Here is a 23,089-nt window from a genome sequence, read left to right as displayed (position 1 = left end):
GTAGACTCAGGCTATTTTCGTCTGTCATTTAAATTTTGTTAACTCGCCGAGATTGTGCTGAATCGCATTTATTCCGCGCAGGTGAGAAATGGGTGAACCTCCGTACAAAAAGCTATTCAAGCTGACTTGATAATTTTGCTGAACTGCTAAATCTAGCCACAAATTGTTAATCGCATCTCCGGGCTTGTAGTCGGGAATGTTGTGCTGATAGTAAGGAAAACTGTCTATACAAGTGTTAAAAAAGTTTTTGCGCCCGGAATGCTTTAAATACTGATATCGTGGTCTGAATTCTGTCCGATTTTCCAATACTGTATATATAGTATCGGCGAGAGATTCGGGGTTGAATTTAGCATAAAGCCCTGCACCTTCGGGGAAAACGGGCGAGTCTCCTCTGGCGTATTGATTGAATTCTTGGAAACAAATTACTGGTACGTTGCAACTCATGGCTTCCATAATGGCTCGGTTTTTTCCTTCGAGGAGAGAACCGAGTACAAATGCTTTTGCTCGCGAATAATACAGCGGCATTTCGCTGTAGTAGTCTACTCTCGGTACTAAGCTGATGTAGTCCTTGGGATTGGTTAAAATTGTCTCGATTTGTCGCCATTCGTTTAAGGCGCCTTCGTCGAGAGTGTTCAGGTTGCTAGGATCAAAGTCGTGTCCGGTGATCACTGTTAATTTTATCGGTTTTTGCGGGTATTTTTGGCGGTAAACTTTTAAGGCTTTGGCAATTGTTGGCAAGTTCTTTTCTTCGGAAATTCGGGCGACGGCGAGTAAATCGATGTCTTTTTCAGGGACGTTCCTGGGGGAAATCCAGTATTCGTTGATGAAGTCGCAGTCTTGTAAGGGTATAGTTGGTTTGTGCGCGCGCTCGGGATAAGTTTCGCGAAACCATTTATCCCGTTGCGGGTTTTTGTATAAGCTGGAGTAAGCATCGGCTATCGGTGCCCAAGAATATCCAATCCAGGGGGCATAGGTAAAGGAATGAAAGACTGATGATAATCCGGGAAATAGTTTGTTGATTAGTTCGACTGCTTCGCTGAAGTAAATTCCTTTGATGAATTTTCCTTCGTACATCAATGGGGGAAGCAAGACGTAAAAACTGACGGTATCGAAGCGGTGGGGTTGATCCTCAAATATCTCCCACGTAAAGGCGTCTAAGTCTGCATAAATCTCGGCGATTGGTTTGTTGATGTGGGGGTTGCGTAAATATGGTTTGTGTCGCTCGTAGTTGCCGCGTGCCATAAGTTTTTCTAGTATGATTGTAGGTATTCTTCCAACTTCGGTCTTTTTTCTGACTGCTGCCTCACGGTCAATAATTAATCCGTGTATGCGTGTCAAAATCGGTGTCGTGCATTCCTTCTATTATAATCATTAACTGTCGCCTATTGTGAGGGCGATTTGGTAGATTTGGCGGCGGGGGAGGGATGTTTGTTGCGCTAGTTGGCGGCTGGCTTGGGAACGACTTATTCCTTCTGCAATTAATGTTTGTAATTCTGCTTTAATGGCGTCTTCGGAAAATATTGGTGCGGCTGTTTGGATGCCGGCAATTACGAGGGTAAATTCTCCCTGCGGTTCGCGATTGGTGTAAAGCTCGATCGCACTTTCCATACTACCACGCCAAAACTCTTCGTGCATTTTAGTTAACTCTCTCGCCAGCACAATCTGTCTGTCGCTTCCCAAAGTATTTGCTAAATCTTGTAAAGTTTGCCGCAATCTGTGGGGAGATTCGTATAATATTATAGTGCGTGATTCTATTTGCAAAGCTTCTAAACTTTGTTGTCGTTCTTGACCTTTCACGGGTAAGAAACCTTCAAATACAAATCTTTCTGTGGGTAATCCTGATGCAGTTATGCCAACTATGCAGGCAGTCGGCCCGGGAATCGGAATGATGTTAATATTAGCATGGGCGCAAGCTTTGACTAACTCGTATCCGGGGTCAGAAATTCCCGGCATTCCGGCATCGGTGACGAGGGCGATATCTTTGCCTAAAAGTAGTTTGTTGATGAGTTCGGGAACTCGTTGGTGTTGGTTGTGTTCGTGATAGCTGATTTGGGGGGTTTGGATTTGAAAATGTTGCAAAAGTTTGCCTGTATGGCGGGTATCTTCGGCGGCGATTAAGTCTACTGTTTGCAAGATTCGGATGGCGCGGAATGTCATGTCTTCGAGGTTGCCTATCGGGGTTCCTACGATGTAAAGTGTTCCTGTAGTGGGATTTGCTTGCATTTTAAGATTGGGATTTTTTAACCGCAGATGAACGCGGATTAACGCAGATATGAAAACTGGATTGTTTTTGGGATTGGCGACTTTAGATTTAGTTTATTTGGCCGGGAAGCCTCCGGGTGAAAATCAGAAAGTTGTTGCTTCTGATTGTACCATTGCTGCGGGCGGGCCGGCGGCAAATGCTGCGGTCACTTTTAGCTTTTTGGGGAATGCGGCGGTATGGGCTGGCGTTTTGGGTACTCACGCGATCGCCCAATTAATTCGTGCAGACTTAGGGGAGTATAATGTCAGGATAATTGATTTGGAACCCGGGCGATCGCACTCGCCGCCAGTGTCCTCGATTATTGTAACTGAAGCAACGGGCGATCGATCGGTAATTTCCATCAATGCTACGAAATCGCAAGTTGACAGTCAAACAATTAACCCGGATATTTTAACATCAGTTAGTATTGTACTGGTTGACGGACATCAAATCGCAGCCAGCAAAGAAATTGCTCAACTTGCCAAGTCAAAAAACATTCCCATTGTCCTCGACGGTGGCAGTTGGAAACCCGGATTAGAGGAAATATTGCCTTTTATAGAATGGGCCGTATGTTCCGATAACTTTCATCCGCCAGACTGCGACAATTCAGAACAAGTCTTTGCTTATCTCTCAGCATCCGGAATTTCCCATATTGCCATCACTCGCGGCGAAAAATCTATTTTATACCTCAGCAATGGCAGTTATGGCACTGTAGAAGTACCTCAAATTCAAGCCACAGATACTTTAGGCGCTGGCGACATCTTTCACGGGGCTTTCTGTCACTACATATTGCAAAACTACTTTATCGATACTCTCACCGCAGCGGCTAAAATCGCTTCCCATTCCTGCAAAAACTTCGGAACCCGCGCCTGGATGAATAAGGCTTAATTTAAAATTAAACTTAACCAAACTATCCGGTTAAAAGCGCTCAAAGCTAGAAAACTTGAACTGGCAACACTTGTTGAGTTAAAATCCTGACAGCAACCTCGACAAAATTTGTGAACTTCCCTCTTCTCTTTCTTCGCGCCCTTAGCGCCTTCGCGGTTCGTTAGCAAAATTGCTATATTAGTAAGACAAGTGAAAGTCACACAAAACACTTCCAAAACAACATACCCTAATCATGCCTGACACCCAGCCTCTAAGTATCACCCTTCCCCCTTTGCGGATTACCCTCACAGAACAACAGCAAGTTAACCTAGAATGGCTGACACAAAACTTGCCCAATCTACTCACCCCAAGCAAACAAGAACTTCCCGACAATATGAAACAGTGGGTGGCGGCTAACAAATTATTAAATCAACCCGATGCAGAAATCATTCAAGCACTAATAAGTACCGGCATAGATGCGGAAACAGCCACCGCAGAAGTTAGGGAAATATCATCTCATCCCTACTTTCAAGCAGGCAGTCAGTACGTGCAGTTATTGCAGAAATTAGAATCGCATCTCAGGATTAGCAATCAATTAGCTGCATTGTCTTCCAAGTTTGGCACAATCGAACGCAAAAGCAGCCTTTCTAGAGAGTATTTTCTCGAAAATTACTACGCAAAAAATACTCCAGTAATTATTACCAATATTATGCACAACTGGAAAGCGTTGCAGTTGTGGACGCCGGAGTATTTGCAGCAAAAATATGGCGATGCAGAGGTACAAATTCAAGCTAACCGCAACTCAGACCCGAATTACGAAATTAAGATAGAAAATCACAAAAAAATTGTTTTGTTCCGCAAATATGTAGAGATGGTAGTCAAGGGCGGGCCTAGCAACGACTACTACATGGTTGCTAATAACAAAACTCTGGAAAGAGAGGAATTTAAATCCCTATTCGACGACATTGAAATTTTCCCCGAATACCTAAATCCAACGGACACAAAAGGCAGAGTTTTCTTTTGGTTCGGCCCGAAAGGCACGATTACACCGCTGCACCATGACCCAGTTAATTTAATTTTAGCTCAAGTGTCTGGTCGCAAACTAATTAAATTGATTTCTCCGCAACAAACCCCTCTGCTTTACAATCACGTCGGAGTTTTCAGCAAGGTGGACGGCGAAAATCCCGATTATGACAAATACCCGCTTTACAGAGATGCGAAAATTATTGAAGTAATTTTGGAACCGGGAGAGGCTATCTTTATTCCTGTCGGTTGGTGGCATCATGTAAAATCATTGGAGGTTAGTATTTCGGTTTCGTTTACTAATTTTGTATTTCCCAATTATTATGAATGGAAATATCCTCATATTAATTGGTAATTGCTAATGTATGGTTTCCAGGGGCGGGCACGGGGGCACCGCCCCTACAGAAATCTGCGTTAATCGGCGTTCATCTGCGGTTCACAACAAAGAAATTCATGAAAACTCTCGAAGAAATCAGCGACATTGCCCGATCGATCGCCTGGAGTGCATCAGATATCCTACAATCCTATTATCGCCAGGATTCCAACACTCCTAACCTCGACATCCAAGAAAAAAAAGATGGCCCCGTCACCGCCGCCGATGTCGCAGTCAATTCTTACATTCTCGACGAATTGCAGTCGGCTTTAGGGAATGCAGAATTTGGCTATCTCAGCGAAGAAACTTACAAATCTTATTTAGAAACTTATGGCAAAGTTCCCTTACCCCAAAGTTGGGTTTGGATTATTGACCCTTTGGATGGAACGCGAGATTTTATTGACAGGACAGGGGAATTTGCAGTACATATTGCTTTAGCATTCGAGGGAAGACCGGTATTGGCCGTTGTGGCTTGGCCCCAGCAGCAAAAGATTTATTACGCGGTGCAAAATGCTGGCGCTTTTATGGAAAGTCGGGACGGTTCAGCAGTCAAATTGCAGGTTTCGGCGCGAAATATAGTGGCAGATTTATCTATAGTAACTAGCCGCAGTCACCGGGGCGATCGCTTTAATCAATTGTTACAAAAACTACCTTGTCAAAATCAACTAGCTGTCGGTAGTATCGGCTGTAAAATTGCGACAATTGTCGAACAAAAGGCTGATGTTTATATTGCTCTTTCGGGAAAGTCTGCACCGAAAGATTGGGATTTAGCGGCACCGGAATTAATTTTGACTGAAGCCGGCGGTCAATTTACTCGTTTTGACGGTTCTACTTTGCAATATAACCGGGGAGATGTGAGTCAGTGGGGGGGATTGTTGGCGAGTAACGGTTGCTGTCACGCTGCTTTGTGCGGGCAAGCCGAGCAGATTTTAGCGGGGATAGATGGGAGCTTGCGGTAGTAAAAAGTTTAGTAGGTGCGTTAGAAGACTGTATTTTCTGCACGACTAATTGCTGACGCACCCTAAAATATGTATCAAAATTGCTGAGTTTGAAATTTCTGTACAATTGCACTTACGTTTCCTAAATATTTGTGGTAACTCAACCTAGCATTTTTTACAGTAATAATACTTAAGTATTTTCCGTATTTTTATCAAACTTTTAATTAATTAGGTATTTTTTAAGAAAAATTTACATATATTCCGTAAAAAAACTGTTATTTTTAGGACAAAAGATGAGGACTCGCCGGGTTTTTACGGATAAAGGGTGTGTCTGTATAAATAAAAATTGATAGATGGTTTCGGACGCCAGTCACGAAATAGCGGAATTTTTGTATTTTTTTGAAACCGCAGTCAGGTGGATTATGCCAAATTTAAATATTCCAGTTTCAGTAAGGTCGATCGCCTTTATCGACACTCAAGTTGAAGATTATCAAAGTTTGATTGCCGGAGTAACACCGGGTACGGAAGTAGTTGTTTTGGATGGGAACCGGGATGCGATCGACCAAATTACTGATATTTTACGCGCTCGTACCAATATTGACAGCATTCACATAGTTTCTCACGGCAGTTCAGGCAGCTTGCAACTGGCCGACGGTAGCTTGAGTTTAGATGATATAGAGTGCGATCGGCATGATCTACAGCAGTGGTTTTCGCCACGAACCGACTCAATCCCCAACAATCGACCTCACATTCTTTTGTACGGGTGCAACGTAGCAGCAGGCGAGACAGGTAAAGCATTTATAAAACGCCTGAGTGAGTTAACCGGCGCGTCGGTTGCTGCTTCGCAAAACCTCACCGGAAGTGCAGCAAAAGGCGGCGACTGGTTCCTAGAAGTAACATCAGGGAAAATTGCAACACCTTTAGCATTTCGGCCAGAAGTGCTGGCGGCTTACAGCCACGTTCTCTCCAGCTTCAGTACGGCTACTAACTTTAGTGCGGGCCTTGCACCGACGGCAACTCCTTTTTCGATTAATACGGGCGACTTTAACGGCGACGGTTTCCCCGACTTAGCCGTGATCAACCTCAACTCCAGAGATATTTCCATATTGTTGGGGACAGGTACGGGTAGCTTTGGTACTGCTACCAACTTATTTAACCCCGGCAACGAGATTCCCTTTTTCAGTGCAGTGCGCGACTTTAATGGAGACGGCAACCTCGATTTAGCTGTAGCCAATCCTCTCAGTGACGCTAACGGCGATTTCGTTTCCATCCGGCTGGGGACAGGTACTGGCACTTTTGGCAATCCTACCAACTTCGGTCCAGGGATAAATCCTCGATCAATCGCTGCGGGCGACTTTAATGGAGATAGCAGGTTAGATTTAGCCACAGCCCCTTTGAGTGGTAACAACCTTTCAATTCTTTTGGGAGACGGTACTGGTAGCTTTAGCACTCCCGCTACCATTAATACAGGAGCATCTCTTACTATTGCCACAGCCGACTTTAACAGCGATGGCAAACTCGATTTAGTCACATCGAACAATAGCGCCACTAACAATATCTCAGTTTTGTTAGGAGATGGTACGGGGAACTTTAGCGCCCCCGTTAACTTTAGTGCGGGGACGGGGAATCACTTTGTCGTTACAGGCGACTTTAATGGCGACAGCAAACTCGATCTCGCCGTATCGAACACTGGTTCTAACAACGTTTCAGTCTTGTTGGGGGATGGTACGGGTAATTTTGGTACTGCTACCAACTTTAGTGTCGGCTCATCTCTCGAATCTGTAATTGCGGGCGACTTTAATGGCGACGGCAAACTCGATTTAGCCGCGTCTAACGGTGGAGATAACAATGTCTCAGTTTTGTTGGGGGAGGGTACTGGCAGTTTTGGTACAGCAGTCAATTTTAGTGTAGGAAATGTTCCCCGTTCGATCGCTGCGGCAGATTTTAATGCTGACGGCCAGTTGGATTTAGCGACGCCGAACTTTACCTCTAAAGATGTCTCTATTCTGCTGAATACACGCAATACAGTTAATTTCGGTGCGGCTGCTTACAGCGGTATAGAAGGAAGCACAGATACAGTAGTTAATATTCCCGTTACTCTCAGCGGCGGGACTCCTTTTGCTGATGTCATTGTACCAATTGCGATCGACCCCACTAGCACAGCCACCGAAAATTCTGACTACACCATTTCCCCTACATCGATTACATTTCCCGCAGGTGCGACAGGTGTGGAACTCACCCAGAATGTTGCAGTTACTATCAAAGCTGACAATCTCCCTGAAAACGATGAAACCGCAATCCTCAACTTTGACACAATTACAGGTGGCATAGCCGATACAACCGCTCAAACCACATTAACTATTCAAGCCAACGGTACTGTTTCAAGCCTGATTCCGTATCAAATAGACCTCAAAACAGGCACAATTACTGGTGGGCCAAACCAGTTTATTTCTCTAGTAAATACCCCGGAAGACTCAGACGGCGACAGTTGGTTAGAAGCCGTAGCTAAAATCAATTTTGACGGCAAGATCAAGAAAGCGAAATTTATCGTTGAATACGACAAAGCCCCGTCAGGATGGACGGTAAATCTGGGTGACTCTGGGTCAAACGACGGCTATGGAGGGGATGGCAGCACTCAAAGCCGCGATGCCGAGATGAACATTGTTAACGGCAATATGAGCGTTTTCGGCAATGACTACAATACACCTCCTGGCGGAGAACTTACCCCAGGAAATGTGCCTAACTTTGTGACTAACGCTTCGAGTGTCGAGTTAGAAGTCAGTAACGAACAACTGGCGTGGGATAACAAAAATGGGCTAAAAAATAGCTTGACTTCGCCGTATCTTTACGCCCTCAACGGTCAAGTTGATGCTACGGGGCCAGTCAATTCCGAGATTTACGCCGGATTTAACAGGGTCATTTCCGCATATAGCGATCGCATCGGATCGGGTGCTAGCAAGGTGACAATTCTGCTTAATCCGATCGACTACGCGATTACTGCTGGTGTTGCAACCGTTACAGAAGGAAACTCCGGCAAAACTGCTGCCACTTTTACTGTTACCCGCAGCGGTTGCACTGATTTGGCGAGCACGATAGATTATGCGATCGCAGGTACTGCTACAAACGCCAGCGATTACAACAACATCGGCGGCACATCCGGTGCAACTGCTGCGACTGGTACGATTAATTTTGCCGCGGGCGAGACATCGAAAACCATTACTCTGGATGTTTTAGGCGATGCTGCGATCGAAACCAATGAAACCCTTGAGGTTACGCTGTCCAATCCCTCGAAATTAGATTCTACACCGACAATTGCCACTGCTACTGCCACCACAACTATTACTAATGATGATGCTGCCGGTTTCACTGTCAGTCCAAAAGAAATATCAACAACAGAAGCTGGCGGAAAGGCAGATTTCACAGTCAAACTCGATTCTCAACCAACTGCTAACGTTACCATCGGTTTGAGGAGTTCCAACCCAGCAGAGGGAACTGTTTCGACTGATAGCTTAACTTTCACTCCCGCTAACTACAATGAACCGCAAACAATAACGGTGAGTGGTGTTAACGATTTGGTAGCTGATGGCCCTCAAGCTTACAAAATTGTCACGGCTGCTGCTGTGAGTACCGATGCTAATTACAATAGCCTCGATCCTGATGATGTCACTGTCACCAACAGTGACGATGACACTCCGGGAATTACAATTAATCCGACGGCGGGATTAATTACTGGGGAAGATGGCACCAAGGCTAACTTTTCTGTGGTTCTAAATACTCAGCCGATCGCTGATGTGACTATCGGTTTGAACACGGATAATGTTGCCGAGGGAACTGTTTCGACTAATAGTTTAACATTCACTCCGGCTAATTGGAATATACCGCAGCCGGTGACAGTAACAGGGGTTGAGGATAGCAGTGCTGACGGCGATATTGACTACAAAATAGTCACGGCGGCTGCTGTTAGTACAGATGTGAATTATAACAACCGAGATGTAGCGGATGTTAGCATTACCAATAAAGACAATGATACCGCTGGTATTTCTATTACTCCCACGCAAACAACTGCTACAGAAGGCGGTGCGAATGGCAGTTATGAGATCGAATTAATGTCGCAGCCGATCGCCCCTGTTACGATCACTCTCACAACAGGCGAGCAGATTCAGGCGATCGCCCCTGTGACTTTCACTGCGGATAATTGGAATGTCGCTCAAACAGTTACAGTGCAGGCTGTTGACGATACGATTGTGGAAGGGGGACACAGCGCTAATCTTACTCACAGTGTGACTAGCACTGATGCTAAGTATAATGCGGTTGTGGTTCCAGGGGTGACGGTGGCGATCGGGGATAACGACACTACACCCACGCCGACACCAGAACCGCCGACGCCGACACCAGAACCGCCGACGCCGACACCCGAACCGCCGACGCCGACACCGCCAACGCCGACACCGACACCAGAACCGCCGACACCGACACCGCCAACGCCGACACCGACACCAGAACCGCCGACGCCGACACCGCCAACGCCGACACCGACACCAGAACCGCCGACACCGACACCAGAACCGCCGACACCGACACCAGAACCGCCGACACCGACACCAGAACCGCCGACACCGACACCGCCAACGCTTGGTGGTACCATCGACACACAGAAGAATTGGTGCGGCGTAGAAGCTGGATTGGATAAACTTGAGAAAATTCTTGACGACCAATTACAGGCAGTTAACCTGCCGATTGTCGGCCCCCTCAAGGACATTTCCCCAGATTTTATTGGCGACTTCAAGACTAAGTTAGTCGATACGATTAAAAATTATGGAACTCAAAGTCTGAGTCAGTTAGAAAGTAGCCTCCGCACTACACTGGGATCTGACTTCAATGTTGCTTTAACTGAGAATTCCAGTGCTGATGAAAGTACCTTGCTAATTACTCTTGGCAAGCAATATCAGTTTCCATATCTCAATCTATCGCAAAATTTAGGAGTACCAGCCTTAAGCTTAGATGTAGATGGAAAAGCCAAATCAAAATACAACTACAACTTGTCCTTAGGAGTTGGTGTTAGTAAAGATTTGGGCTGCTACATAGATACTGACAAAACCAAGTTAACCGCCAACATTGACTTGAACCTAGATGACCAATTTAAGGCTAAAGGCAACTTAGGTTTTTTCCAAGTTGACCTGGCAAACGATACCAACAACCCTACTAAAGTCGATGCCAACCTCGAAGTCAAGCTCAATGACTTAGATAATCTCGGCGGCCCCAATGATGGATCTCGCCTCACCTTGCCAGAACTGCAAGGCAACTATCAGTTTCAAGACTTATTCAACGCCAGCTTAAGCAGCGAGGCTAATCTCGGTCTCACAGCAAAAACCAGCATCAACGGCAATGCTGCCTTCCCCTCCTATAACTTCGACTTAGCAGTGGATTGGCCCATTTTAAATTACGCTAACGGTCAATTCACCGGGCCGCAAAAGCCCACAGTTGCATTTAACAATATGCAACTAGATTTGGGAACATTTGTCAATAATTTTGCCAAACCAATTATCGGTAAAATTTCCGATGTCATTAAACCATTTCGACCAGTTATCAACTTCCTCAATGCCGACACCCAGTTACTGTCTCAAATCGGTCTAGCGGAGCCGTTTGATAAAAATGGGGATGGCATAGTCAGTGTACTAGAACTGGCAGCAAAAATCTCTGGTCGCGATATCGATACTAGGTTTTTAGAGGCGGTTGCGAAGGTTGATAAAGTTGTGCATTTGGCAAACCAAATAGCAAATTCTCCAGATAAAATCGACTTGGGTTCCTACACTCTGGGTAATATAGATGTTGCCGACCAAAGTGCTAATCTTCAGAATGCTTTACCAGTTCCAACAAATACTGTACAGCAAACGGCTAACCAACAAATTAACTCCAAAACAAGCGCCAATATCAAGGACTTCTTAAATGCTTTACAAGATATTGATGGCTTTGATTTGCCACTATTGACGAAACCAGAAACCGCGATTCAATTGCTGATAGGTAAACCGGATGTTCCGGTCTTCAGCTATCAGATGCCCAAACTGGGATTTGACTTTAATATCGAGCAAAAATTTCCGATATGGGGGCCGATTGAGGGTTTACTGGAAGGAAATTTTAGTGCTTCAGCTCATCTAGGATTTGGGTACGATACCTACGGATTAAATGAGTGGAAAAACTCGAATTTTGCTGCGGACTCTGCTGACCAAATTTTGAATGGGTTTTATGTGAGCGATCGCGAAAATGCTGACGGTACAGGGCCAGATGTTGACGAACTCAGTCTTGACGCTAGTATTGCGGTGGGTGCAGGGATAGATGCGAAAATTGTCGAGGGTTATGTCAAAGGTGGAATTCAAGGAAAAGTCGGTATCGATTTGATAGATATTGGAGAATTCCAGCCCAAACAAGGCGGCGACGGAAAAATCCGAACATCGGAAATCACTTCGCGCATCAGCCAACCCTCCGTACTGTTTGATGTCACAGGACAAGTTAATGCTTTCTTGGGTGCTGAAGCTAAGGTAATTTCAGTCAAATTCTGTGAGAAAACCATTCCAGCAGTAAAAGTTTGGACGCCCTGGGGTCGCAAAAAGATCACCCCTGAAATCAAGATACCTTATCCTTGCGGATTTGATTACACAACAGTCTACGATAATAACTTGGCCACATTTGAGTTAGCTAACTTTAGTTTGGGGCCGAGTGCTAGCACTAGGGGGAGAGCAATTGACGGTTACATGGCCGGGGCTACTGTTTTCTTTGATGGCAACTTTAACGGTATCCGAGATGATAACGAACCCTTCACCATTACTAACGCCGATGGCAGCTTTGACTTAGATGTCTCTCTTGACGATTTCGACAAAAATAACAGTGGTGATATCGAACAAAATGAAGGCAAAATTGTCCTTACCGATGGCATCGATACTTCTACTTATTTGCCACAGCAAACCCCCCTCTTTGCCACACCTGATGCTATTGTTGTCACTCCGTTAACTACCCTATTGACCGAGTTGATCGAGCAAGGTACTGACCCTAATCAGGCGCAAATTCAGGTTAAATCTGCACTGGGAGTGTCGTCAGGAATTGACTTGACTAGCTACGATCCCCTACAGGCAATTACTCAAAACGACCCGAACGCTTTGGCGGTTTATGCAGCCCACGCTCAGGTGCAAAATACCATTGTTTTGATAACTGATTTAATTAGCGGTGCTTCAAATACCGCAAAAAATGAGATTGCCAATCGCGTAATTTCTACCATTGCCAATCAAATTAAATCTGGCACTGTCGATTTAAGCAATTCAACGCAATTGCAGGCGATGATTGAGTCGGCGACGAGTCAACTGCAAGTACCGCAAGTATCTAGTATTGCTTCGGAGGCTGCCCAAATTATTGCCGAGGGAAATCAGCGAATTAGTGCGATCGCATCCAGCAATTTCTCGCCCTCAGATGCCGCGACAGAAATCGCCCGCATACAAAAAGTTGCACAAGGAGAAGTAGCCCAAGATTTACTGCAAGTCGCAGCCGGAAATAAAACGATTCAGTCGGCGATTTCCGAAAATACTGGTCCATCTCTAAATACCAAAATTCAGTCGGCGACAGCTAACAACCCAACAGTCCGCAATACCTTAGATACTGATGACTCTAGCGCACCATCTACGCCCGAAGAACCCTTCCCCAGCAGCGGTATTGAATTAGTTAAAGATGGGGAAAATACTAGCGACAGCACGGATGGCGATGATACCCTGACGGGCAGCGCTAGCGATGATATATTGCGCGGTAAAAAAGGAAATGACTTGCTGTTTAGCCTTGATGGCAATGATTGGATGAATGGCAATCAGGGGAACGACTTAACAGATGGTGGAATTGGGGACGATACGCTTTACGGCGGAAAGGGTTTTGATACTTTGACTGGTGGTGCCAGCAGTGACTTCCTTTCTGGTAATCGAGGTGAAGACATCGTAATTGGTGAAAAGAGTGACGATACCCTCTACGGCGGTCAAGGCAATGATATTCTCCTAGGAGGTCAGGGTAACGATTTCCTCAGTGGCGATTTGGGGGATGATACCTTAGTAGGGGATGTAGGCAATGATAAATTCTTACTCTCTACCTATTCCGGTACTGATACTGTTGCTGACTTTGAACTGGGTCAAGACTTGTTAGTCTTGGGTAACGGGCTGAGTTTCTCGCAATTGGCAATTGTCGAAGATAGCGGTGCAACTTTAATCCGGTTTCCACAAACAGGGGAGATTTTAGCTTCTCTCAGTGGTGTTTCTGCTAGCAGTATCAGTGCCGTTAATTTCGGATTGATTTAAGAAAGGTATGGGTTCAAGCACTTATTCTATCGGAGTTAGAAGTAAGTACGTCAAGCGAAGCTATCCCGTAGGGAATCGCCCGTAAAGATGGTAACGAATAAGTTTTAGGGGCGGGTTTTACCAAAAATAATTGCCTAAAACCAATTATCTCGTAAACCCGCCCCCACCCTTGCCCGAAAGTCCGCCAGGGGTTGAAACGAAGGGCGGAACCGGATCGCAGATATCTATCAAAAATCCCGATCTTAATATTTCAGTCTAATCACACTTGCTATTGAACGGCTTTTGTGTTATGTGAGCAACCTCGCGCTGGCTCATCCGTAATATTACTTAATAAATTTCCCCCTCTTTATCAAAACTTTAATTAAAAAAGTGTTTATAAAGAAAAGTTTATATAGATTTTCTCAAAAAACAGTTATGGTTACTACAACATTCAGAAAGAGTTTCCGATGCAAGTCGCGAAACAGGGGAATCATTGTCTTTTTTTAGCTATTAGTAGGTGCAGTATGCCAAATTTAAATAATCAAGTTTCACCAAGTGCGATCGCCTTTATCGATACTAAAGTAGAAAATTATCAAAGTTTGATTGCCGGGGTAAAAGCGGGTACGGAAGTAGTCGTTTTAGATGGGAACCGCGATGCGATCGACCAAATTACTCAAATTTTAGCTCTTCGTACCAATATTGACAGCATTCACATCGTTTCTCACGGTGCTCCGGGCAGCTTGCAACTCGGAGACGTTCGCTTTAGTTTAGATGATATAGAGTGCGAGCGAGATTCTCTACAGCAATGGTTTTCCCCACAAACCGACTCACTCGGCAAAAATCGAGCTCAAATCCTCTTGTACGGATGCAACGTAGCAGCAGGCGAGACAGGTAAAGCATTTGTCAAACGCTTGAGTGAGTTAACCGGGGCAAGAGTTGCAGCTTCCCAAAACCTCACCGGAAGTGTAGCAAAGGGCGGGGACTGGGAACTGGAAGTCAGAACCGGGAAAATAGAAACGCCGCTGGTATTTGAACCCGAAGTATTAGCAGGTTACGAGTATGTTTTGAATAGTTTTGGTGCGGCAACTAATTTTCCCATAACATACAGTCTCCGTAAAGTGGCCAGTGGCGATTTTAACAAAGACGGCAACCTTGACCTAGCCTTTGCCAGCACTGGAACCAACAGGGTCTCGATCGCATTGGGAGATGGCACTGGCAAATTTGGCGCTGCCACTTATTTTAACACCGACTCGCCGACCGAGCTCTATACGTGGTCTGTCGCTGTAGCCGACTTTAACAAAGACGGTAATTCTGACCTGGTTACGGCTAATAATTTGACTAGCGACGTTTCTCTCCTGTTAGGAAATGGCGATGGCACTTTTGGTGCAGCCACCTACTTTGGTGTGGGGTCAAGCCCCTATACCGTGGCTGTGGGAGACTTCAACGGGGACGGCAATTCTGACTTAGCTACAGCCAATAGAACCTCTAACAACGTCTCCATCTTGTCCGGTAATGGTAATGGTACTTTTGGCGCAGCTAATAATTTGAGCGTGGGGTCAACTCCTTCTTTTGTGCTTGTCGGCGACTTTAACAAGGATGGCAAGTCTGACTTTGCGACAGCGAACTCGGGTTCTACCAGCGTATCCATCGTGTTGCAGAATGCTGATGGCACTTTCGGTATCGCCACTAACTTTACCGTTGGAAATAGCCCTAATTACATTGCTTTAGGAGACTTTAATGGGGACACCATTCCTGACTTAGCAACCAGCAATGGAAGCTCAAACAACGTATCAATACTGTTAGGAACTGGCACGGGAAGCTTTAGTGCAGCTACCAACTTTGGCGTTGCAACACAACCCCTTGCTATTGCTAGTGGAGACTTCAATGCAGATGGAAAAGTCGATTTAGCCACAGCAAACAATGGATCGGGCAATGTCTCCGTCTTGTTTGGAAGTGGCAATGGCAGCTTTGGCACAGCCACTAATCTTACTGTAGGAACGAATCCCCAAGGTATTGTTGTAGGTGATTTTAACAAAGATGGCTTATCTGATTTAGCTACGGCGAACTTTGGTTCATACAATGTCTCAGTTCTACTCAATACAAAACCTGTGGTGAATTTCGGTGCGGCAACCTACGCTGGCACTGAAGGAACGGCAGATACAGTTGTTAATATTCCCGTCACTCTCAGTGCCACTCCCTTGAGCGATGTAGTTGTACCAATTGTCATCGACCCCAGCAACACAGCCACCGAAAATTCTGACTACACCTTTTCGCCTCCAACTGTTACTTTCCCCGCCGGCACTACTACTCTCACCCAGGATGTTGCAGTTACTATCAAACCTGACAATCTCCCTGAAAACGCCGAAACCGCAATTCTCAACTTTGGCACAATCACTGGTGGCGTTGCAGGTACAACCGCTCAAACAACATTAACTATTGCAGCTAACGGTACTGTTTCTTACGCTGTAGCCGCCGATAGTGCCAGCATTCCCGAAGGTAATAGCGGCACAACTCCTCTGACTTTTACCGTGACTCGCAGCGACGGCACTGGTGCAGCAAGTAGCGTAAATTATGCAATTGGAGGAACTGCTACAAACGACAGCGATTACAACAACATCGGCGGCACTTCTGGGGCAACGGGTATTAGTGGCACAATCAATTTTGCGGTAGGGGAAACATCTAAAACTATTACATTAAATGTGGTAGGCGACGGATTAGTAGAACCCGACGAAACAGTTGAAATTACGCTGTCGAATCCTGTAGCACCGGGGCCGACACCTACCTTTACTGCTGCAACTGCTACAACTACCATCACAAATGATGACTCTGGGGGTTTCAGCATTGCACCTACGAACATCACTGCTACAGAAGGCGGCGCAACTGGCAGTTACAAAGTCAAGTTAACTTCGGAACCGACGGCACCGGTTAATATTAGCTTTAATACTGGCAATGCAATTAGCCCGATCGCCACACCGATTACTTTTGACAGCACTAACTGGAATGTCGATCGAACTGTCACTGTTAGTGCGATCGACGACAATGTAGCACAAGGAACCCACAGCGGCACGATCGCTCACACAGTTACCAGTACCGATGCCAGTTATAACGCCAAAGCGATGCCCGATGTGACGGCTTCGATTACTGATAACGATAGTCCCGGTGTTTCCATCGTGCAATCAGCAGGCAGTACAAATATTGCTGAAGGCGGTGCAACGGCGGCTACCTACGGCGTAGTTTTGACTACTGCACCTGCTGCCAACGTTACGATTAATTTTGACACTGGGACTCAAATTAGTGCGATCGCACCTCTGACTTTCACCCCAAATAATTGGAATGTTGCTCAAAATGTGACTGTTAGTGCGATCGAAGACAGCATAGCCCAAGGAACCCACAGCGGCACAATTGCTCACACTTCTGTCAGTACCGATACTTTGTATAATGGGCTGACGATTTCTCCTGTGACTGCCACGATTGCTGACAACGATACCGCAGGCGTGAGTATTTCACCAACAAGTACAACTGCTACCGAAGGATTGGCGAATGGCACGTACAGGGTTAAGTTAAAATCCGAGCCGATCGCGCCTGTGACGGTTAGTTTCGCTACAGGGGATCAAATAAATGCGATCGCCCCAATTACTTTTGACAGCACTAACTGGAATGTGGATCAGACTGTCACTGTTAGTGCGATCGATGACAGCATAGCCCAAGGAACCCACGGCGGCACGATCGCTCACACTTCGGCCAGCACCGATACCAAGTATAATGCGCTGACAATTTCTCCTGTGACTGCCACGATTGCTGACAACGATACCGCAGGCGTGAGTATTTCACCTACGAACATAACTGCTACCGAAGGTGGTGCTACTGGCACTTACAGCGTTCAACTAACTTCTGTGCCCACGGCGCCTGTGACGATTAGTTTCGCCAATGGCAGTCAAATTAATGCGATCGCTGATGTTACCTTCGACTCTACTAACTGGAATGTCGCGAAACCAGTGACTGTCACGGCGAAAGACGATGCGGTTGTTGAAGGAAATCATACAGGCAGTATTTCTCATACGGCTGCTAGTGCTGATACTAAGTATAGTGCGATCGCGATTCCGGGCGTGACAGTGGCGATCGCTGATAACGATGTACCGCCACCACCGCCGCCACCGATAGTCGAGCCGCCTGTCGAGCCGCCTGTCGAGCCGCCTGTCGAGCCACCTGTCGAGCCGCCTGTCGAGCCACCTGTCGAGCCGCCTGTCGAGCCGCCTGTCGAGCCGCCTGTCGAGCCGCCTGTCGAGCCGCCTGTCGAGCCGCCTGTCGAGCCGCCTGTCGAGCCGCCTGTCGAGCCGCCTGTCGAGCCGCCTGTCGAGCCGCCTGTAGTCGAGCCGCCTGTAGTTGTCGAGCCACCAGTAGTCGTCGAGCCACCAGTAGTCGTCGAGCCACCAGTCATCGTCAATCCGCAACCGCCAGTCACTACAGGAACAGGCAACCCAAACATATTCCCGATCGGAATACCGAGCTCTAACGATCTACCTGCATCTAACGGAACTACAGAAGCAGGTGGCACAGACCAATTCACCCTCGAACTCACTGGCTTTTCGGAGGTGGGTTACCTCCCGTTTTCCAGCGACGAACTCGATCTGAAGATACCTGGTTATGTCGGCCCTAATGCCTGGGGAGACTACGACAATGACGGCGATTTGGATCTGTTGGTGATGGAAGGAGGTAGTTTACAAAACAACTATTATCAATCTTTTCCCCAATCGCAATACACCCCGAAAGTGTACAGCAACGAACGTGCTCAAGGCTTTAAACCAATTGATATAGGGCTGCCTACCGTTTATGGAGGTGTGATCCAGGAAAATGGGAATAATCATGATTCCAAACCTTCTGCTACGTGGGGAGACAGCGACAATGATGGTGATCTCGATATCTTGCTCACAGGGGTAATTGATACTCCTGCACCAGATCCTTACTCCATCCCCGCTGAACCCTACGTCCCCAGTTTGCCCTACACCCCTATCACCAGACTGTACCGGAACCAAAGGACTGATAGCACTCTTCCCTATTACCCAACCTCGATCGACCCCACTAAATTTACTCTAGACACGAGGGTAAAGCTGCCTGGTATTTTCAACGGTTCCGCAGCTTGGGGAGACTACAACAACGATGGCAGAAAGGATCTCGTACTCACAGGCGACACGAGTTCAGGCTACATCGCCAAAGTGTTCCGCAACGAGCTTACTGGCTTTAACAACGGCAGTACCTTTAACTACGCCCTTACCTTTGAGGAGGAGACTGGGGCTAGCTTGCCCGGTGTTATTGGCAATGCCGCTTGGGGAGATTACAACAATGATGGCCAACAAGATATCTTGCTGACAGGCGATACCGGTTCAGCATACGTCGCAAAATTGTATCGCAACACTGACAATGGCTTTACCGAAGAGAGCAATCCACTGCTGCAATATCAAAACCCCAACGAACCTATTAATTACGGTGCATGGGGAGACTCCAACAACGATGGCAAACTAGATATCTTGCTGACAGGCCAAAATCAGCGTTTAAATGATAATGGTGGGCCGTACGCCCCTACCAGGGTACTCCAGAACTACAGCTATGGGGATACTACTAGCTTTCAGGAACGTCAGACTATATGGGGGTCTAATGGTGGTCTTGGTACTTGGGGAGATGAAGACAATGATGGCAAGCTGGATATTCTGCTGACAGAACGGGATTATTCGGGTAAGAGTGTCGCCAAAGTTTACCGACAAGATGAGTCTGGCTATTTTACACCCATCGACGATCCAACGCTACCTAATAATGTTGCCAGCCCAACTTCTTGGGGAGACTACGACAAGGATGGAAGACTAGATATTGCAGTCTCGACAAGAGAGGATTCACCTGAGTACCCCTACTCTCGCAACGTTGTCAAAGTCTATCGCAACGAGACCCCTGAACCGAACACGGCACCCTCTGCACCTGAAGGTTTAAATTACCCTCAGATTACTCAGGAAGGAGTTTTCTTAAGTTTGCCTGGAGGATGGGGGAATCTGCTCGACGCTCAAACTCCAAATCAGGGTTTAAGCTACAACCTGCGAGTTTGGACTAATCGTCCCAATCCCTTCGGTGGCGGCGATGTTAAAGAGTACATTGTTGGCCCGATGTCCCTTGATGATGGAACTCGGCAAGTAGTGCAGTTGGGAAATGTCAACCAAGCCAACAGCAGCAGCAACTACTACTCCCCTGGTTGGCTGTTAAAACCAGATTACTTAATCCCTGGACAAACTTATAACTGGAGTGTACAGGCGATCGACAGTGCTTGGGCTGGTTCCCCGTTTGTTGAAGGACAAAGTTTTACATTTACAGCCCCCGATATCAAGCCAACGCTTACCATCAGCGCTACGGATGCTAATGCTGCGGAAACCATCTTTCCACCCGAACAACCCAATCCTGGAAAATTCACTATTACCCGTACTGGTGGCAGCCTAGCTGGTCCGCTGGATGTCTACTACAAGTTCGATAATCTATCCGATAATAGCTACACTCCTATAGCCGGTACTGCCATACCAGGTATCGGTATGTATGGAGATTACGAATTGTTTTCCGACTCCGAGTCCCGTCAACCCTCCCAACCCCGTCAGGCGTTGCCTATCAACCTGTTTGGCAGCAACATGATCACCATTCCAGCAGGTAAGCGCAGCGTCAACATAGATGTGGATGTCTACAACGACAGCCTAGTAGAAGGCGACGAGAGAGTGTTTATCAGCTTAGATCCTACCAGCAACTACAACAGCCAGATAGGCGAGTCCTCTAGTGCTACTGTGACGATCGCGGACAACGACCCCAACTACCCGTCAGGTGTGAATCGTCCTCCAGAACAGCAGATTAACCTAGGCGGTCGGTACACTGCTCTCAATGTAGAGGTTCCTAACGTCTACACAGACCCGGATGGCGACCTACTCACCTACACACTAACCCGGTCTGACGACAGCTCATTACTGAGCAATCCGAACAGCAGTTGGCTTGGATTGTCGTTTAACTCTGCCAATAACAGCATCAAGTTCACCGGAACTCCCCCAAGCAACGGGGAAAACTTCTACGCCAAGTTAACAGCAACAGACCCTTATGGTGCGAGTGCTAGCCAGGAAATTTACGTAGTGAAACAAGGAAATGGCTGGGTGATTGACGGTTATATCTCCGGTGCAACTCTCTTCCTCGACGCCAACAAAAACGGCGTCCTCGACACCAACGAACCATCCACCACAACCGATTCAGGCGGTAAATTCAATCTCAATATCCCCTTCGAGATTTTCGACACCAACAACAACGGAGAAATCGACCCATCAGAAGGCAATCTAGTAGCCACCGGAGGCACTGACACCGCCACCGGCTTACCCCTAGAAACACCAGTCACCGCACCCCCAGATGCGAGTGTCGTCACCCTCCTAACCACCTTAATCGCCGACTTAATCGACAAAGGAATTGAACCAGAAGAAGCACAATCTTTAGTCAAAGCCGCCCTTGGACTCCCCGCTGAAGTTGACCTGACTAGCTTAGACCCCATCCTCGCCACCAACAACAACCAACCGGGCGGAGTCCAAGTCTTATCCGCAATGGTGAAAGTCCAAAACTTCATCACCCAAACCAGCGCTTTGATTGACGGTGCTTCCAGTGCAGTCAATACCGATATTGTCAAAGCTGTTGTCAGTTCAATTACGGCTCAAATTCAATCTGGTACAGTCTTAAACCTCAGCAATGCAGCAGCTTTAGAACCAATAATTCAGCAAGCTGCCACTAAAATCCAGCAAATAGACCCCAGTTTCAACACTCAACAAGTCAGCCAAATTACCTCGCAATCCGCGACAGTAATGGCAACAGCCAATCAACGCATAGATGCGGCTGTCTCCAACCCAACAGCAACATCAATTCCTGAATCACTTGCCCGCCTCCAACAAGTAGCCTTGGGCCCAACAGCTCAAGACTTCAAAGCAGTTGGTACGGGAAATAAACCTATTTCCCAGGTAGTTGCTGACAATACAGGTACTGCTTTAGATAGCAGAATTGAAGCTGTAATATTACCTGCTGGGATTGCAACTCCTGTTGTCAGCGGTGATGCAGATTTGGGCAGCAATTCTCCCAATGCAATTCTCGGTACAAATGGCGACGATATCCTGAGTGGCGACAGCGGAAATAATGTGTTGATGGGGATGAGCGGCAATGATTCCCTCGATGGAGTTCTGGGGAATGACACTATTTTCGGTGGCAAAGGTAGCGATACAATCTTGGGAAGTAGCGGTGATGATGCCTTATTTGGCAACCGCGGTGCTGACATTTTGAATGGAGATGATGGTAATGATATTCTTTACGGAGGTAAGGGAGATGATTTGCTGAATGGCGGTTTGGGAATTGATAGTTTGATAGGAGGAATGGGAGTAGATAAGTTCTTACTGTCTACCAATTCCGGTACTGATACGATTACTGATTTTGAAGTCGGTAAAGACTTGTTAGTATTGGGTAACGGGTTGAGTTTCTCGCAATTGGCAATTGCTCAAGATAGCGGTTCGACTTTAATCCGGTTTGCACAAACAGGGGAGATTTTAGCTTCTCTCAGTGGTGTTTCTGCTAACAGCATTAGTGCTGCTAATTTCGGGTTGCTTTAAAGGTTCTTAATGAGGACTAAAGTCCTTATTATTCTTCAGTCTCTTAGAGACGAACTTCGTTTGTATATATGCGGTTTCAACCGCTGACTCTCAAGGCCTTGATCCCCCCTAACCCCCCTTAAAAAGCAGGGCGGATTTATTGTCGGAATAATAAATTAGGGGATTGGGCTATTTGCTGATGCGCGCCCTCGGGATTTAACTGGTTTGTCACGGGGACAAAAGCCGAAAAGTAACTCACTAATATTTTCAATTTGGTTGGCCATCAATCTTAAAGCTTGGGGGAGAGTATGCGTACCACTCATCCGGGCTAAAGATACTAAAAATTGTCTGACCATTGCCCAGTTAGCAGGTGCATTGCCGCCACGATGAATACAGTTATCCTCATTTAACGTCACATCTTTAACCCAATGTAGTCGATTCTCAATTAACCAGTGTCCTCGAATTGCCTCCGAAAATTCACGGGCTGACCAATCTAAACTACTTAAATAATAGTGTGATTCATGAAAATCAACTAAGCGACGACGGCTTTTTTTACCTTGCCATCGACTGCCTGTTCTTGTGATCTCAATTATGTTTTTAGCTCCGACCCACGAGGACAATAATTGAGACTCTATAGGATAAATAGTGGTAGACCGAGTTGTGGTGCGTCCATGCAGGCGTTCCGAGGATTGAAAAGAGTCGAGCGCACTTGCAGA

8 protein-coding genes are annotated in these 23,089 nt (G+C 46.6%); 5 read left to right on the top strand and 3 right to left on the bottom strand.

All coding sequences use genetic code 11. The features are described from left to right. Window positions 1-24: 24 nt before the first annotated feature. Together QUA57_RS17430 and rsmI are read right to left on the bottom strand one after the other, a co-directional pair. Window positions 25-1,242 carry a glycosyltransferase gene (locus tag QUA57_RS17430; RefSeq protein ID WP_333062539.1) on the bottom strand — a complete coding sequence of 406 codons (1,218 nt, stop codon included), beginning with the start codon at window positions 1,240-1,242 and terminating at the stop codon, window positions 25-27. A gap of 129 nt (window positions 1,243-1,371) precedes the next feature. After that, complete coding sequence (rsmI, locus tag QUA57_RS17425) at window positions 1,372-2,223, bottom strand: 16S rRNA (cytidine(1402)-2'-O)-methyltransferase (protein ID WP_333062541.1); 852 nt, start codon at window positions 2,221-2,223, stop codon at window positions 1,372-1,374. 49 nt (window positions 2,224-2,272) lie between these two features. Between rsmI and QUA57_RS17420 the strand changes: the two genes are divergently transcribed. From QUA57_RS17420 to QUA57_RS17400, 5 genes are all read left to right on the top strand, one after another. Continuing rightward, the gene (locus QUA57_RS17420; protein ID WP_333062542.1) at window positions 2,273-3,130 is read left to right on the top strand and encodes a PfkB family carbohydrate kinase; all 858 of its coding nucleotides are present in this window, start codon (window positions 2,273-2,275) and stop codon (window positions 3,128-3,130) included. Window positions 3,131-3,362: 232 nt separating this feature from the next. Next, entirely contained in the window at window positions 3,363-4,487 is a 1,125-nt protein-coding gene (locus QUA57_RS17415) for a cupin-like domain-containing protein (RefSeq protein ID WP_333062543.1), read from the top strand. 98 nt (window positions 4,488-4,585) lie between these two features. Continuing rightward, window positions 4,586-5,464, top strand: a complete 879-nt coding sequence (locus QUA57_RS17410; RefSeq protein WP_333062545.1) for an inositol monophosphatase family protein — start codon at window positions 4,586-4,588, stop codon at window positions 5,462-5,464. A 332-nt stretch (window positions 5,465-5,796) separates the two neighbouring features. Then, a complete protein-coding gene (locus QUA57_RS17405; RefSeq protein ID WP_333251227.1) occupies window positions 5,797-13,767 on the top strand; it encodes a DUF4347 domain-containing protein in 7,971 nt (2,656 codons plus the stop codon). A gap of 503 nt (window positions 13,768-14,270) precedes the next feature. Then, window positions 14,271-22,394, top strand: a complete 8,124-nt coding sequence (locus QUA57_RS17400; RefSeq protein WP_333251224.1) for an FG-GAP-like repeat-containing protein — start codon at window positions 14,271-14,273, stop codon at window positions 22,392-22,394. 155 nt (window positions 22,395-22,549) lie between these two features. Here QUA57_RS17400 and QUA57_RS17395 read toward each other — a convergent pair. Continuing rightward, the coding region (locus tag QUA57_RS17395; RefSeq protein ID WP_333251222.1) for an ISAs1 family transposase at window positions 22,550-23,089 on the bottom strand (540 nt) is incomplete at its 5' end.

The sequence above is a fragment of the Microcoleus sp. Pol7_B2 genome, assembly GCF_036701035.1.
GTDB lineage: Bacteria > Cyanobacteriota > Cyanobacteriia > Cyanobacteriales > Microcoleaceae > Microcoleus.
This window is presented reverse-complemented; position numbering and strand designations above follow the sequence as displayed.